The sequence below is a fragment of the Streptomyces sp. JK94 genome (genome assembly GCF_053613315.1).
The window spans coordinates 471,984-487,713 of record NZ_JBSICH010000001.1 but is presented as its reverse complement, the minus strand read 5'-3'; the positions used below and the strand labels follow the sequence as shown (position 1 = coordinate 487,713).

At 74.1% G+C, this 15,730-nt stretch carries 12 protein-coding genes; 6 read left to right on the top strand and 6 right to left on the bottom strand.

Annotation, left to right across the window (positions count from 1 at the left end; translation table 11 throughout):
• Nucleotides 1–157 precede the first annotated feature (157 nt).
• Genes ACVV2G_RS02300 through rsmH form a run of 3 tightly spaced genes read right to left on the bottom strand, consistent with a single transcriptional unit; the run spans nucleotide 158 to nucleotide 3,687 of the window.
• Nucleotides 158–2,125 (bottom strand): peptidoglycan D,D-transpeptidase FtsI family protein, encoded by a 1,968-nt coding sequence (locus ACVV2G_RS02300; RefSeq protein WP_453840834.1) that lies wholly within the window; start codon nucleotides 2,123–2,125, stop codon nucleotides 158–160.
• Nucleotides 2,122–2,670, bottom strand: coding sequence for a cell division protein FtsL (gene ftsL, locus ACVV2G_RS02295; protein ID WP_453840833.1), 549 nt, complete (start codon nucleotides 2,668–2,670; stop codon nucleotides 2,122–2,124). The genes ACVV2G_RS02300 and ftsL overlap by 4 nt, the downstream gene beginning before the upstream one ends.
• Nucleotides 2,671–2,730: 60 nt before the next feature.
• Nucleotides 2,731–3,687 (bottom strand): 16S rRNA (cytosine(1402)-N(4))-methyltransferase RsmH, encoded by a 957-nt coding sequence (rsmH, locus tag ACVV2G_RS02290; protein WP_453840832.1) that lies wholly within the window; start codon nucleotides 3,685–3,687, stop codon nucleotides 2,731–2,733.
• Nucleotides 3,688–4,106: 419 nt separating this feature from the next.
• On the opposite strand from rsmH, the gene ACVV2G_RS02285 reads away from it, so the two are divergent.
• From ACVV2G_RS02285 to ACVV2G_RS02270, 4 genes are all read left to right on the top strand, one after another.
• The gene (locus ACVV2G_RS02285; protein WP_453840831.1) at nucleotides 4,107–4,655 is read left to right on the top strand and encodes a beta-class carbonic anhydrase; all 549 of its coding nucleotides are present in this window, start codon (nucleotides 4,107–4,109) and stop codon (nucleotides 4,653–4,655) included.
• A 257-nt stretch (nucleotides 4,656–4,912) separates the two neighbouring features.
• A complete protein-coding gene (locus tag ACVV2G_RS02280) occupies nucleotides 4,913–5,986 on the top strand; it encodes an AAA family ATPase (RefSeq protein ID WP_453840830.1) in 1,074 nt (357 codons plus the stop codon).
• Nucleotides 5,986–7,350 (top strand): DUF58 domain-containing protein, encoded by a 1,365-nt coding sequence (locus tag ACVV2G_RS02275; protein WP_453840829.1) that lies wholly within the window; start codon nucleotides 5,986–5,988, stop codon nucleotides 7,348–7,350. The genes ACVV2G_RS02280 and ACVV2G_RS02275 overlap by 1 nt, the downstream gene beginning before the upstream one ends.
• 115 nt (nucleotides 7,351–7,465) lie before the next feature.
• Nucleotides 7,466–9,856, top strand: coding sequence for a transglutaminase TgpA family protein (locus tag ACVV2G_RS02270; protein WP_453840828.1), 2,391 nt, complete (start codon nucleotides 7,466–7,468; stop codon nucleotides 9,854–9,856).
• 379 nt (nucleotides 9,857–10,235) lie between these two features.
• On the opposite strand, the gene ACVV2G_RS02265 is transcribed toward ACVV2G_RS02270, so the two are convergent.
• From ACVV2G_RS02265 to ACVV2G_RS02255, 3 genes are all read right to left on the bottom strand, one after another.
• Complete coding sequence (locus tag ACVV2G_RS02265; RefSeq protein ID WP_453840827.1) at nucleotides 10,236–10,637, bottom strand: spore wall synthesis complex protein; 402 nt, start codon at nucleotides 10,635–10,637, stop codon at nucleotides 10,236–10,238.
• Nucleotides 10,638–10,915: 278 nt separating this feature from the next.
• Nucleotides 10,916–11,743, bottom strand: a complete 828-nt coding sequence (locus ACVV2G_RS02260; RefSeq protein ID WP_453840826.1) for a methyltransferase — start codon at nucleotides 11,741–11,743, stop codon at nucleotides 10,916–10,918.
• Nucleotides 11,744–11,900: 157 nt separating this feature from the next.
• On the bottom strand, nucleotides 11,901–12,587 hold the full coding sequence (locus ACVV2G_RS02255; protein ID WP_453840825.1) for an SAV_6107 family HEPN domain-containing protein: 687 nt from the start codon (nucleotides 12,585–12,587) through the stop codon (nucleotides 11,901–11,903).
• Between the two features lie 473 nt (nucleotides 12,588–13,060).
• Between ACVV2G_RS02255 and ACVV2G_RS02250 the strand changes: the two genes are divergently transcribed.
• Both ACVV2G_RS02250 and ACVV2G_RS02245 read left to right on the top strand, forming a co-directional pair.
• Nucleotides 13,061–13,690, top strand: coding sequence for a TetR/AcrR family transcriptional regulator (locus tag ACVV2G_RS02250; protein WP_453840824.1), 630 nt, complete (start codon nucleotides 13,061–13,063; stop codon nucleotides 13,688–13,690).
• Between the two features lie 488 nt (nucleotides 13,691–14,178).
• Nucleotides 14,179–15,699 (top strand): phytoene desaturase family protein, encoded by a 1,521-nt coding sequence (locus ACVV2G_RS02245; RefSeq protein ID WP_453840823.1) that lies wholly within the window; start codon nucleotides 14,179–14,181, stop codon nucleotides 15,697–15,699.
• Nucleotides 15,700–15,730 lie beyond the last annotated feature (31 nt).

The window sequence follows — 15,730 nt, the reverse complement described above, 5'->3', positions numbered from 1 at the left end:
TGTGGCACGGCGGTGAGCGTACCGGGCGTACCCGCTTCCGGGCGAAGTGAGGGGCGGGGGCTGCTCTGGTTCCCGGGCTCGGGGGTGATCGTTGTCACGGGTGGTTCCTGGTGGCTCGGTACTGAAACGGCGCTGGCTCGGTACTGGCTCGGTCCGGTCAGGGTCGGAAGGTGACCGGGAGCCTCGCGGGGGCGGCTCCGGTCGGCGGGACCTGAAGGGTCTTCAGGGCGAACGCCATGACCTGCTTGTAGATGGGGCCGCAGATCTGGCCGCCGAAGTAACTGCCCACGGTGGCGTTCTGGATGGCGCAGTAGACGGTGACGCGGGGCTTGTCGGCGGGGGCGAACCCGGCGAACGACGAGGTGTATCCCTTGTACTGGCCGGTGGCCGGATCCACCCGGTTGGCCGTCCCCGTCTTGCCCGCGACCCGGTAGCCGGGGATGCGGGCCTTGGTGCCGGTGCCCTCCTCGTCGTCGACGACGGACTCGAGCATCTGCGCGAGGGTCTTGGCGGTCTTCTCGCTGATCACTCGGGTCTTCTTGGGCTCGGGAGCCGGAGTGAAGCGGTCGTCGCCCTCCTTCGTGCCGCGCACGAGCGTGGGCTCGACGCGGACGCCGCCGTTGGCGATGGTCGAGTAGACGGAGGCCGCCTGCAGCGCGTTCACGGAGACGCCCTGGCCGAAAGGGATCGTGTACTGCTGCGAGGTCGACCACTGGTCGGGCGGTGCGAGGATGCCCTTGGTCTCGCCGGGGAAGCCGAGCCCGCTGTAACCGCCGAGGCCGAACCTGCGCAGGTAGTCGTAGAGCACCTTGTTGGCCTCGGCCTGCGTCTTGCCCAGCTCGCCGGTGGCCATGATGGTGCCGATGTTGCTGGACTTGGCGAGTACGCCGTTGAGCGTGAGGTACCAGGTGGGGTGGTCGACGTCGTCCTTGAAGAGCCGGTCGCCGCGCTTGAGCCGGTTGGGGACGGTGAGGTGGGTCGTCGGCGTGGCGGCGTTCTCCTCCAGTACGGCCGCCATCGACATCACCTTGGCGGTGGAGCCGGGCTCGAAGGCGTCCTGGAGGGCTGCGTTGCCGAGCGCGTCCGGGTCGGCGTGGGCGAGGTCGGCCGGGTCGAAGCCGGGTGAGTTGGCCATGGCCAGGATCTCGCCGGTGGCCGTGTCCTGGACGATGACGTAGCCCCCGTCCGCCTGGGACTTCTCCACCTGCTCGCTGATCGCCTCCTGCGCGGCCCACTGGATGTCTCGGTCGATGGTGAGTTCGACGTCGCTTCCGGGCACGGCGGGCGTCTCGGTGGAGCCGGCGGTGGGCACCTGACGGCCGCCGGACTGCACGTACCGGATCTCGCCGTCCTTGCCGGCCAGCGTCTTGTCCAGTTTCCGTTCGAGGCCGCCGCCGCCCTCGCCGTCGGCGTTGACCCAGCCCAGGATGCCGGCGGCGAGGTCGCCCCCGGGGTACACACGCTTGCTGCTGGGGTCGGCGAGGACGCCCGCGAGGACGTTGACCGCCGACTTGTCCGTCTCCGTCTTCTTGGCGAGCGCGGTCTTCAGGTCCTTGATCTGGTTCCAGACCTGCGGTGTCTGCCGACGGGCGAGGACCACGTAGCGCAGCTTCTCGTTCTCGGGGCGGAGCAGGTCGACCAGGTCCTCCTGGTTCACGCCGAGGATCGGCGCGAGGAGTGCCGCCGCCTGCTCGGGACCGTCGTCGACCTTCAGCTGCTCACGGGTGAACAGGGTGGGGTCGGCGGTGATGTCGTAGGCGTCCACGGTGGACGCGAGGGCGACGCCGTTGCGGTCGGTGATCCCGCCGCGCTCGGAGGGCAGTTTGTGGACGACGTAGTGGTTCTGCTCGGCCTTGGCGGTGTAGGTGCCGGCGTCGACGGCCTGCACCTGGAGCAGCCGTACGACGAACGCGCAGAGCACCAGCGTCAGCGCGAGGCCGATCAGGCGCAGCCGGGGCCGGGGGCTGCCCAGCCGGATGGCGCGGGACGCGGCCGGCCGGGGCGGCCCCGGCCGGCGGGCCGGGCGGGCGCCGGGGCCGGGCTGCCGCCGTCCGCCGGGGCGGACGGGCCTCGCGGGTCCGGGCACGCGGCGGCGCGGCGGTTCCCTGTCGGACACTTCCGTCACCTGCCGGGAGTCGGGGTCGGGTCGGTCGCCGCACCGGGGACCGGGCCGGACGGCCCGGTGGTCGGGGGCGCGGCGGCGGGCAACGCGCCGGTGGAGGACGTGTCCGTCGCGGACGTACCGGAGCCGGGCGGTGCGGTCAGTGCCTCGGGGGCGACGACCAGCGGGGTGGCCGCGGAGGGCGCGGGGCTCGGCGAGCCCTTGACGGTGCCGTCGGGGGCGAGGAAGGCGGGGTCGCCGCCGGGTACCATGCCCAGCTCGCGGGCGCGGCGCTGCAGGGCGCGGGGGGCGGAGTAGGCGTCGATGTCCCGCTGGAGCGCCTGCTCCTCGTCGGTGAGTTCCTTCGTCTCCTGCTTCAGGTCGTCCAGCTGGAAGGACCCCTCGCTCAGGGCCGAGTTCAGCAGCAGGAGCCCGATGAGGCCGCCGCCGAGGAGGACGACCACGAGGAGGACGAAGGGCGCGCGGGCCGCCTGGCCGCGCGCGCCGCCGGACGGGAAGAGCTGAGCCAGCCGGGCCGCCCTCCCCTTCAGTTCGGGTTTCCTACCCACGCGCCCTCCCCTCGCTCCGGGCGGGCCGTCCGCGCCCGTGCCTGGCCTGCCTCACTCGCTTCACCCGACGGACTCCCTGATGCGCTGGGCTCCGCGCAGTCTGGCCGGTGCCGCCCGCCGGTTCTCGGCGATCTCTTCCTCGGTGGGAAGTTCGGCACCGCGCGTGAGCAGCTTGAGCCGGGGCGCGTAACGTTCGGGCACGACCGGCAGTCCGGGAGGCGCGGTGTTGGCCGCACCGGCCGCGAGCACCTGCTTGACCAGCCGGTCCTCCAGGGAGTGGTACGACAGGACGGCGATCCGGCCGCCCACGTCGAGGGCCTCGACGGCGGCCGGGATCGCCCGCTCCAGCACGGACAGCTCGCCGTTGACCTCGATGCGCAGGGCCTGGAAGGTGCGCTTGGCCGGGTTGCCGCCGGTGCGCTTGGCGGCCTGCGGGAGGGCGGCGCGGATCAGCTCCACGAGGCGGGCGCTGTTGCTGAACGGCTCCTTCTCGCGCTCCCGCGCGATCGCGGACACGATCCGCTTGGCCTGCTTCTCCTCGCCGTAGGCCCGCAGGATGCGGACGAGTTCGCCCGGCGGGTAGGTGTTGAGGACCTCGGCGGCGCTCAGGCCGGTCGTCTGGTCCATCCGCATGTCGAGCGGGGCGTCCTGGGCGTAGGCGAAACCGCGGTCCGCCTCGTCGAGCTGCATGGAGGAGACGCCGAGGTCGAACAGCACGCCCTGGACGCGCGGGAGGCCGAGCCGGTCGAGCACGTCGGGCAGCTCGTCGTAGACGGCGTGCACGAGGGTGGCGCGCTCGCCGTACGGGGCGAGCCGCTCACCGGACAGGCGCAGGGCCTCCTTGTCCCGGTCGAGGGCGACGAGCCGGGCCTCGGGGAAGCGCCGGAGGAGGGCCTCGCTGTGCCCGCCGAGCCCCAGCGTGCAGTCGACGACCACGGCGCCCGGCTCCGTCAGGGCGGGCGCCAGCAGGTCCAGGCACCGCTGGAGCATCACCGGGACGTGTCGACTCTGGCTCAAGTGGGGCGGCCTCTCGGGTCGGCAGGGCGTCACGCACCGCCGGGTCCCCTCCCGTTCGCTCGTGAGGGGGAGGCCTGCCGGCGCCGGAAGCGTCGGCCGGCCGGGAGCGGGAGGAGGCCGAGCCGTACGTACGCGCCGCGCACGTGGGGAGATCTGGCGGGACGTCGTCCAGGTCTCCGGGGTTTCAGTCCAGCAGGGAGAGCCTCGCCTCCCGCTTCGCGTCACTTTAGTCCACCCTGTCGCCCGGTCAATCAACGGGCCTGCGCGTCGCGGACGGTCGGGGACGAATCGCCGCGGTGCGGTACTTCACTCGTACGGAGGCAGCCGTGCGGGGTGTGTGGAGTGGCTCACACCACACCGTGATGACGTTCTTTGTCCGTCTTCCCGAGGGGTCCGGGGCGCCGGTGAACAGTAACGTCATGGTTATGACGACTTCTGCATCAGTTCCCGCAGGCTCCGAGTCCCCCGTCGGCGGCTCCGTCACCGACCGGCTCGTCGAGGCGAACGGTCGCTACGCCACCGAGTTCGCCGATCCCGGGATGGACGCCCGGCCGGTCCAGCGCGTCGCCATCGTGGCCTGCATGGACGCCCGTCTCGACCTGCACGCCGCGCTCGGACTGAATCTGGGCGACTGCCACACCATCCGCAACGCGGGCGGCGTCGTGACCGACGACGTGATCCGCTCCCTCACCATCAGCCAGCGGGCGCTCGGGACGCGCAGCGTCGTCCTCATCCACCACACCAACTGCGGGATGGAGTCCCTCACCGAGGAGTTCCGGCACGAGCTGGAGCTGGAGGTCGGCCAGCGTCCCGCGTGGGCGGTCGAGTCCTTCCGGGACGTCGAGCAGGACGTGCGGCAGTCGATCGAGCGGGTGCGCACCTCGCCCTTCCTGCTGCACAGCGAGGACGTCCGCGGCTTCGTCTTCGACGTGAAGACGGGACGGCTCCACGAGGTCACCCCCGCCTGATCCGGTCGACCGCCCGACGACTCCCGCCGCACAAGTGCGACAAAGGCCGCAAGGCCGGACATGTCGCGGGCAGTTGTCCACAGGCGAGTGACACGAATCGGTAACGGCAGCGACAATGCGGAAAGTGGTGTCGTGCGGAACTTTTTCGGCGCGGCGTCCGTGATTCGGGGTGGGCCGGTCCGCGGTGCAAGGGGCCGGTCGGCAAGTTGGGGTACCCCCGCTTCCCAGGGAGCGCGGGCAAGGCCGAGGAGGGCCGGGTGACGACCTATGAGGACCAGGCGAGCCATGGGGGCGCCCCCGACCGAGCGTATGCGACGGTGGGGGACGAACTGACCGCCGTCGTCGAGCGCGTGCGCGCTTCGGTGGAGGACGTGATCGAGGGCAAGCCCGAGGTCGTACGGCTCTCCCTGACCGTGCTGCTGGCCGAGGGACACCTGCTGATCGAGGACGTCCCGGGGGTGGGCAAGACCATGCTGGCCAAGGCGCTGGCGCGGTCGATCGACTGCTCCGTGCGCCGGATCCAGTTCACGCCGGACCTGCTGCCGTCGGACATCACCGGGGTGTCCATCTGGGACCAGCAGCGCCGGGACTTCGAGTTCAAGCCGGGCGCGATCTTCGCGCAGGTGGTGATCGGCGACGAGATCAACCGCGCTTCGCCCAAGACCCAGTCCGCGCTGCTGGAGTCCATGGAGGAGCGCCAGGTCACCATCGACGGGCAGACCTACGAGCTGCCCAGCCCCTTCATGGTGGTGGCGACGCAGAACCCGGTCGAGATGGAGGGCACCTACCCGCTGCCGGAGGCCCAGCGCGACCGCTTCATGGCGCGGGTCTCCATCGGCTACCCCAGCCCGGACGCCGAACTGCAGATGCTCGACGTGCACGGCGGGGTGAACCCGTTGGACGACCTGCAGCCGGTGGCGCACGCGCACGAGATCCTCAAGCTGATCGAGGCGGTCAGGGGCGTCCACGTCGCGGAGCCGGTCCGGCGGTACGCCGTGGACCTGGTCGCCGCCACACGGGTCCACCCGGACCTCAGACTCGGCGCCTCGCCGCGCGCCACGCTGCATCTGCTGCGCGCGGCGAAGGCGTCCGCCGCCCTGAGCGGCCGGGAGTACGTGCTGCCGGACGACGTGCAGTCCCTCGCGGTCGCCGTCCTGGCCCACCGCCTGCTGCCCACCGCCCAGGCGCAGCTCAACCGCCGCAACGCCGAGCAGGTCGTCCACGAGATCCTGCGGCGCACCCCGGTGCCCGCGACGCCCCAGCAGCAGACGGGCTTCGGCATGGGCCGCGGCGCACCGGCGTACGGCCAGCAGCCGCCACGGAGGCTGTGATGGACACCGGGGGGGCGGGCGGGGCGGAGGACGACCCGGGCGAGCGCGGCGGCATCCGCACCGCCCTGGCCGGTCTGACCACCCGCGGACGCTCCTTCCTCGCCGCCGGCGTCGCCGCCGCGGTCTGCGCCTACGTCCTCGGACAGAGCGACCTGCTGCGCGTCGGACTGCTGCTGAGCGTGCTGCCCCTGGTCTGCGCGACCGTGCTCTACCGCACCCGCCACCGGGTGGCGGGCAGCCGCCGGCTCTCCCCCGAGCGGGTGCCCGCGGGCAGCGAGGCCCGGGTCCACCTGCGCGTCGACAACGTCTCGCGGCTGCCCACCGGTCTGCTGATGCTCCAGGACAGCGTTCCCTACGTGCTCGGACCGCGCCCCCGCTTCGTCCTCGACCGGGTGGAGCCGGGCGGGCGCCGCGAAGTGTCCTACCGGGTCCGCTCGGACCTGCGCGGCCGCTACCCGCTGGGGCCGCTGCAACTGCGGCTGACCGATCCGTTCGGGCTGTGCGAGCTGACCCGCTCCTTCTCCGCGTACGACACCCTGACCGTCGTCCCGCGCGTGGAGGCGCTGCCGCCGGTGCGGCTGAGCGGCGAGGCGAGGGGGTACGGCGAGGGGCGGCAGCGCTCGCTCGCGCTGGCCGGCGACGACGACGTGATCCCCCGCGGGTACCGCTACGGCGACGACCTGCGCCGCGTGCACTGGCGCTCCACCGCGCGCTACGGCGAGCTGATGGTGCGCCGCGAGGAGCAGCCGCAGCGGGCCCGCTGCACGGTGCTCCTGGACACGCGGGGCCTCGCCTTCGAGGGCGCGGGACCCGACTCCGCCTTCGAGTGGGCGGTGTCGGGCGCGGCGTCCGTGCTGGTGCACATGCTGGAGCGGCAGTTCTCCGTCCGGCTGCTCACCGACACCGGCGACTCGGTGCCCGGCGAGGGCGCCGACGGCTTCGCGGGCGCGAGCCAGGGCACGGCCGACACGGCCGGGCTGATGATGGACACCCTGGCCGTGATCGACCACTCCGACGGTACGGGCCTGTCGCGGGCGTACGACGTGCTGCGCGGCGGGAGCGAGGGGCTGCTGGTGGCGTTCTTCGGCGATCTGGACGAGGAGCAGGCCACGGTGGCCGCCCGGATGCGGCAGCGCAGCGGTGGCGCCGTCGCCTTCGTCCTGGACAGCGGGACCTGGACGCGGGAGGCGGCCGGCGACACCGACGCCTCGGGCGGGCGGGAGGAACGGGTGCGCATGCTGCGCGAGGCGGGCTGGACCGCGGTGGGCGTCCCGCGGGGCGCCCCACTGGAGGAAGTGTGGCGCATGGCGGACCGCGAACGCTCCGGGCTCATGACGGCGAGCGGCGGGGAGGGGACGCGATGAGCGGGCGGGCGCGGTTGACCCTGTGCGCGGGGGCGGACACACCCGGTCGGCACCGGCGACCGGCACACCACCGGCACCCCGGCCCGGCCAGGGCCACCGGCGGGGAGGGGACGCGATGAGCGGGCGGGCGCGGTTGACCCTGTGCGCGTGGGCGGCCACGCTGATGGCGGCGTGCGCGATGCTGCCGCTGGTCGATCCGGCCACCTGGATCCTGCAGGCGGCGTTCCTCCTGGCGGTCCAGTCCGCAGTGGGCGCGGCGGCGCGCCGGGTGCCGTTGGCCCGGCCGCTGACCGTCGCCGTGCAGGCTCTGGCCGCGCTGCTGCTCCTGACCCTGGTCTTCGCCCGGCAGCAGGCGCTCGCCGGCCTGGTCCCCGGCCCACAGGCCTTCCAGCGCTTCGCCGCCCTGCTGCAGCAGGGCGGGGACGACATCGCCCGGTACGCGATCCCGGCGCCGCTGACGTCCGACGGCATCCGGCTGATGCTGGTCGGCGGTGTCCTGGTGATCGGGCTGCTGGTCGACACGCTCGCGGTGACCTTCCGCAGCGCGGCCCCGGCCGGGCTTCCGCTGCTCGCGCTCTACTCGGTGGCCGCGGGGTTGTCGGAGGGGGGCGCCGACTGGCTGTGGTTCCTGGTCGCGGCGGCCGGCTACCTGATGCTGCTCCTGGCCGAAGGGCGCGACCGGCTCGCCCAGTGGGGCCGGGTCTTCGGCGGCGCACCGCGCACCCCCGGCCAGGAGCAGGGCGGCGCGGTCGCCCCGGTCCGCACGGGGCGGCGCATCGGGGCCTTCGCCCTGGGCGTCGCCCTGGTGGTGCCGCTCGCCCTGCCCGCGATGGACGGCGGGCTGCTGGACAGCGCCAGGACGGGCGTCGGCTCCGGCACCGGGGACGGGGGCACGATCTCCGCCGTGAACCCGCTGGTCTCCCTCCGCGACAGTCTCAACGTCGACGAGAACCGGCAGGTCCTCTCCGTCGACACGGACTCGAACGACATATCGAACCTGTACCTGCGCATCGTCTCGCTGGACGACTTCGACGGCACCACCTGGAAGCCGTCCAAGCGGCACATCACCGCCGTGCCGGACGGCGCGTTCCCCACGCCGGTCGGTCTCGGCCCCGGGATCAGGCGGGTCGAGAGCCGGGCCACCATCTCGGCCGCGGACTGGTACGCCCAGGACTGGCTGCCGATGCCGTACCCGCCGAGCGGCGTACGCGTCGCCGGCAACTGGCGCTACGAACCCGTCGGCATGACGCTGGTCGGCGACCACGGACAGAACACGCGCGGGCTGACGTACGAGGTGCGGAGCCTGAACGTGCAGCCCACGGCGGACCAGCTCGCCGCGGCGTCGCAGCCGCCGACGGCGCTGAAGCGGGAGTACACCGAGCTGCCGGACTCCTTGCCGGCCGTGGTCGCCCAGACGGCCCGTGAGGTCACGGCCGGCGCGGCGAACCCCTACGAGCAGGCGGTCAGGCTCCAGGAGTACTTCGCGCTCAACGGCGGTTTCGAGTACGACACCCAGGTCAAGGTCGGCAGCGGTTCGGAGGCGATCGCCCGCTTCCTGCGGGACAAGCAGGGCTTCTGCGTCCACTTCTCCTTCGCCATGGCCGCCATGGCCCGCTCCCTGGACATACCGGCCAGGGTCGCGGTCGGCTTCGCGCCGGGCTCCCCGCAGGCGGACGGCTCGGTGTCGGTGGGGCTGCGGGACGCGCACGCCTGGCCCGAGGTGTACTTCGAGGGCGTGGGCTGGACCCGCTTCGAGCCCACGCCGACCCGTGGCTCGACCCCCTCGTACACCGTGGCGGATACGCCGGACAGCTCGGTGCCGGACCCCGCCCTGCCGTCCCGGAACGCGGAGACGGAGCCGTCGGCGGCGCCCTCGACGAGCGAGACCTGCTCGGCCCAGGACAAGAAGCTGGACGCCTGCGCGAGCGAGTCCGCGGTGGCGGCGCCGGTCACGGGCGGGAACGGCTCGAAGTGGTACGCGGTACTGGCCTGGGCGCTGGGTGGGCTCGCGGTGCTGCTGGTCCCGCTGGCGCCGATGCTGTGGCGGCAGCGCGTCCGGTCGGTGCGGCTGGGAGCGCACGGCCGTACCGAGGCGGACGCGGGGCCGCACGCCCTGACGGTCTGGCAGGAGCTGACCGACACGGCGTGGGACCTCGGGATCCCGCCGGAGGAGTCGCAGACCCCGCGCGGGGCGGCGGCCCGCATCGTCCGGCTCGGACGGCTCGATCCGGCGGCCACGGCGTCGGTGCACCGGGTGGCGGATGCCGTGGAGCAGGCTCTCTACGCGCCCCGCCCGCGCCCGACCGCGGGTCTCACGGAGGACGTGCGCCGGGCGAGCGCCGGTCTGCGGACCGGGGTCAGCCGTGGCACGCGGCTGCGCGCACGATGTGCCCCGCGTTCGTCCGTACGGGTGGCCTGGGCGGCGTCGGACTGGTGGACTGGCCTGAAAAAGCGGGTCGCGGCGGCCCGGCCGACGCTGCGGAAGGCGTCGGGGCAGCAGGGCTGAGCCTGGCACGGCGACACGGAGTCACAGCGGCGCGGAGTCACGGAGTCACAGCGGCGCCGAGTCAGGGCAGCGCGGAGTCACCACGGCGCGGGGTCGCGGGGTCGCGGGGTCGCGGAGTCGCGCGAACGGCGGCGCTCGCCGCCGTGGCGGAAGGGCGGGGCGGGGCCGGAGCCCGCGGAAGCGGGGGTTCCGGCCGACTTCGGTCATCTGGCCGACCGCCGACCGGCTCGCCGGAGGGGGCCCGCTGGACGGCCCGGGACCCCAGAGCGCGCCGCCCACGGGCGGGCTCGCAGGGCACACACGGGTACGCGTGAGGGGGTGACCACCGATCGGTGATCACCCCCTCACGCAGTGATCCTGGTGAGCGGCCTCCGGGGAGCTACTGGCCGCCCTGCTGCTCGTCCCGACGCCGCTGCCAGCGCTCGTCGATGCGATCCATCATGGAGCGTCTTTGCCGCCCCTGACGGCGCCCCTGTGGTCCGGCACCGGCGGCGGCCTGCTCGCCCGGCTTCGGGGCCTTGCGCCAGCCGGTCACGGCGAGGACCGCACAACCCAGCATGACGAGGAAGCCCACCACACTGAGCCAGACCTGCTGGGCGACCATACCGGCCATGAGGAGCGCAATACCTACGAGGAAGCCCGCGACCGCCTGGTAGACCCGTCGCCGGGTGTACGTACGCAGCCCGCTTCCCTCGAGCGCTGTCGCGAACTTGGGATCTTCGGCGTACAGCGCTCGCTCCATCTGCTCGAGCATGCGCTGCTCGTGCTCCGAGAGCGGCACGGAGTCCTCCTCATCGTGCAGTCGCCGGGGCGACCCGGGGGGGGTCCCTTCAGGATAGGCAGGGAATCGCCCCCGTGAAACCCGCCCCTCTACGCCAATTGGCCAACCGGTCTCCGTCATGGCCGTGCCGGCTCGCTGAAGTTCCCATTCCCCAGCGGCCGACCCGTCATGCCGGACGGTCTCCCTCGATCATACGGCGACCGGCTCCCGTTCGGGGGGCCTGTGGCGTACTCCATCTGCAGTCGCGGCCCTGATCAGCGCCGTACCCCGCCTGGCTCTCAGGTCTCCTGGGTCCCTCGGGTCTCACCGAGCACATGGAGCTGTGTGGCCACGGAGTGGAAGGCGGCCAGTTCGGCCGCCGCGGCCTCGAGCCTCAGCAGGGCGTCCATGGCGCCGGGCTCGGTGTCCACCAGCACCCCGGGCACGAGGTCGGCGAAGACCCGCACGCCGTGCACGGCGCCGATGCGAAGCCCCGCGGCCTCGACCAGTCCGGTGAGCTGTTCGGCGGTGAACCGGCGCGGAACGGGATCACCCGTGCCCCAGCGGCCGTCCGGGTCGTCGAGGGCCTGCCGGGCCTCCGTGAAGTGGCCGGCGAGGGCGCGCGCGAGCACGGCACCGCCGAGGCCCGCGGCGAGCAGGCTGAGGACGCCCTCGGCGCGCAGGGCGGCGACCACGTTGCGGATACCCTCCACGGGGTCGTCCACGTACTCCAGGACGCCGTGGCACAGCACCACGTCGTAGCCGCCGCGCTCGACCACGTCGAAGAGGCCGTGGGCGTCTCCCTGGACGCCGCGCACCCGGTCGGCGACGTCGGCCTCGGCGGCGCGGCGCTCCAGGGCGAACAGGGCGTTGGGGCTCGGGTCGACGACGGTGACGCGGTGGCCGAGGCGCGCCACGGGCACCGCGAAGTTGCCGCTGCCGCCGCCGGTGTCCAGGACGTCCAGCGCCTGGCGCCCCGTGGCCTTGACCCGGCGGTCGAGGGCGTCCTGGAGGACGTCCCACACCACGGCGGTACGCAGGGCGGCGCGGGAACGTGAGGGCTCGGAGCGCGGCGACGCCGTGTGGGGGCGGTGGGGGGAGACGGGCGGGCGCATCGGGTCCGACACGGCAGTTGACTCCTCGGCGCGGCACCGCCTCGGCACGGGCGGAGCGAACGGGCTGCCGCCCCGGCCCGGTGCGGGAAGGGGCAGGCTTCAGGCGCTTCCCACCCTATTGCCTCCGGTACGCCGGCCGATCACCCCGTGCCGCCGCTCCCCCGGGCCCTCACCCCGTGTCCGGCAGGTGCCGGCCCGCCCGGCCGCTCCCCGGCGGGTCCGCGCCCGGCACGCCGGGGCCCCGGCGTTCGCTCCCGGGACGACCAGGGAGGACAGCACGGCCGGGGTCGTCGTGGTCCGCGTCCGCGGGGACCACGCCGGGGTGGACGGCGTCGGAGTGGTCCGCGTCGGCGCGGGGCTGGGGAAGAACCGGCTGGAGGACCAGCATCCGCTCCACGAGGCGCAGGAACATCGCCACGTCGCGTATCAGGTCGTCGGCGTCCCGGCTGCCCGCCGCACCCTGGATGCCCGCCTCGGCCCGCGCCCGGCGCCGGGCGCCCGAAGCGAACAGCGCACTCCAGTCGGATAGCTCGGGCGCGATCTCGGGGAGCACCTCCCAGGCGCTGCGGATGCGGGCCCGGGCTCGTGGGGTGGTCTCCGGACGGCCTCGCGCGGCGAGCACCGCGGCGGCCGTGCGCAGTGCGGCGAGATGGGCCGTCGCGTAACGCTCGTTCGGCGTTTCGAGGGTGGTGGCCTCCTCCAGGCCGGCCCTGGCCTGGGCGAGCAGGTCGAGGGCGGCCGGCGGGGCGGTCGTCCGGCGGAGCACGGGGTGTACGTCGCTCGCCGGTCCGGTGAGTGAGGGTGCAGGGCCGGCTGCGCGGCGCCGCCGGGCGGCGGCTGCGGACGAGTGGGCCATGACGATCCTCCTGTCGTCTCCGTGACGGCACGCACGGTGACGTGGTGCCGTATGTGCCCATCGTGAGGTATGCCACTGACAATCCGATCTGACCAGGGCTTTTGCCTCGCTCGTGCGTTCGGGCCGACGGTCCGGGCGTCCTCGGGCAGCACCTCCGCGCCGAGTCGGGCCGCGTCCGACGCCCCGCCGACGCGCAGCCGCGCCCGATCGGCCGCCCCCGGTGGCTCGGTGTCGACGGCACCGAGCCGCGTCGTCGAGGCCCGCAGGAGGCTCGTCACGGGCGGCGGCCCAGAACCCGCGGGGCACGCGCGTGCATGGGGCTCGCCGCGTTCACCGCGAACGGCCCTCGCGCCGACCGCGCCGTCGGCCCGCCGCCGGCCGGTGTGGACGCCCGGCCGGCTCCCTCCCGGAGCCGACGGCCCGGTGAACCCTCCGGTGAAGGCTACGGAGGCGGTGCTGTGACAATCGGGACCATGGAAAGCAGCAGCACCACCTCGCGGGGCAGCAGCCGCCGCGAGGCCACCCGGCAGAAGCTCTACGAGGCGGCCGTGACCCTCATCGCCGAGCAGGGCTTCTCCGCCACCACGGTGGACGAGATCGCCGAACGCGCCGGGGTGGCGAAGGGCACGGTCTACTACAACTTCGCCAGCAAGTCCGTCCTCTTCGAAGAGCTGCTGCGCCATGGGGTCGGGCTCCTCACCGCGTCGCTGCGACAGGCGGCGGAGCAGGCCGCGCGGGAGGGCCTCGGGCGGGTCGACGCGCTGGACGCGATGATCCGCGCGGGGCTCGCCTTCATCGACCGCTACCCGGCCTTCACCCAGCTCTACGTGGCCGAGCTGTGGCGCACCAACCGGGCCTGGCAGTCGACGCTGCTGGTGGTACGGCAGGAGGCCGTCGCGGTGGTGGAGGGGGTGCTGCGCGAGGGCGTGGCCAGCGGTGAGTTCAGCGAGGAGATCGACGTGCCGCTGACCGCCGCCGCACTGGTCGGCATGGTCCTGGTGGCCGCACTGGACTGGAAGTCGTTCCAGCCGGAGCGCTCCCTCGACGACGTGCATTCGGCCCTGTCCCGGCTGCTCCAGGGGCGTGTGAGCGGCCGTCCCTGAGGCGCGGCCGCACCGGGACGCCGGTCGCACACGAAGAACGCCGGTCCGTGGTGGCCGCATCCCCCGCGGGCCACCGTCGGACCGGCGCCTTCTCCCCCGTACGTCCCCCTGTGGAACACCCCTTCCAGGTCGTCCCCCCGGGCTCCCCCGTGCCTCGCTTCCACCGGCCTCGGCCGGCGGAAGGAGCGGATCGCGGGCCCGGCTCCGTTCCGGCGCCCCGTGTCGCCGGGTGGGGAGCCGTGCCCCTCTCCGTGCCTCCACTCTCCCGTCCGCCCGGGCCGGGTCCCATCCGCGCCCGTACTCATATGGCGGGCTGGGTACGGATACTCAGGCGTGCGTACCCCGGCTCATCGCGGCGGGCCGTCGACCGGTCGCGCGTCCGCCCGCCGTGGTGCTCGGCTCCGGTCCGTCGCCGGCCGTCACCGCTGGTGGGCGGCCCGACGGCCCCTGGGACCGGGTGGCCGCAGGCGGCGGATAAAGTCCCTGGCATGGCACGGATTGCGGTGATCGGCGCCGGGATGGGCGCGATGGCGGCCGCCGCCCGGCTGGCCGTCGCGGGCCACCGGGTGACGGTGTACGAGCGGACGGCGACGTACGGCGGGGCGCTGCGCCGCTTCGAGCGGGACGGGTTCCGCTTCGACACCGGCCCCGGTCTGCTGCCGCTGCCGGCGGTCTGGCGCGACCTGTTCGTCAAGACCGGCAGGGAGCCGCTGGAGTCCCGGGTCGACCTGGTCCAGGTCGACCCGTCGTCACGGCACGTGTTCGCGGACGGCACGGAGGTCTCGCTGCCGAACGCGTCGCGGGCCGGCGTCGTCGACGCCCTGGAGGCGGCGCTCGGTTCGGCCGCGGCGCAGCGCTGGGGCGATTTCCTGGTGCGGGCCCGGGAGACCTGGGACCGCACCCGGCGCCCCCTCCTGGAGGAGCCCCTGTGGCCGAACTGGAAGGTGCTGGCCGAGCGCGAGCCCTATCCCGCGGTCGAGCACAGGCGCCTGCTGCGCACCCGCCGGGCCGGGACGCTCGCCGAGGTCGGCGCCTGGGAGCTGCGGGACGCGCGGCTCGCCGCCCTCCTGGAGAGCCACGCGTTCGCCTACGGCCTGGATCCCCGGACGGCCCCGGCGAACGCCGCCGTTCTGCCGTACATGGAGTACGCCTTCGGCATGTGGTACGTGCGCGGCGGCGGTCTGCGGGAGCTGGCGCGGGCGGTGTACGAGCGGTGCCTGGCCCGCCGGGTCGAGTTCCGTTTCGACGCCGAGGTCGCGGGGATCGTCGCGAAGGACGGCCGGGCGGCGGGTGTCGAGCTGGCCGACGGTGCCGTGCACGAGGCCGAGTTCGTGATCGCCGGAGTGGCGCCGGCGGTACTGGAGCGTCTCGGCGGGGGCGCGGCGGTGCGGGGCGGCGGCGAGGTGGCGCCGCAGCGCGGTGCGGCGAGCCGGCTGACGGTGTTCCTGGCGCTGCGGGGCGGCCGTCCCCAGGGCACGGCGCACCGGACGGTGGTGCACGCGCGGGACCGCGACGCCGAGTTGGACGGCGTGTTCGGCGCCGGGCCCGGGCCGGCCGCGGGGCCGACGGTGACGGTGCTCCGGCCCGACGACCCGGCCCTGGTCCCGGACCCGGGGTACGAGGCGGTCACGCTGACGGCGGTGGTGCCCGCCCTGCGCGGCGAGTCGGACCGGGCGGCGAGGGAGGTGTCCGACCTGCACGCCGAGTACCTGGTCGACGTCGCCGAGCGTGCGGTCCCGGACCTGCGCGAGCGTCTCGTGTGGCGCGAGGTGCGCACCCCGGCCGAGGTCGCGGCGGACACCGGTGTGGCGGACGGCGCCGTTCCGGTGCCGGCGCTGGCGGGGGCCGAAGGGCGGCTCCTGCATCCGGCGAACGGCACGCGTACGACGGGACTGTTCACGGTCGGCGGCTGGTCGCACCCCGGCGGGGGCCTCCCGCACGCGGGCATGTCGGGCGCGCTGGTCGCCGGACTCGTCGTGGAGGGCCCGGCGTTCCGGGGCTCCCAGTGAGCGGACGGAGACCGGTCACCGGACCGCACGC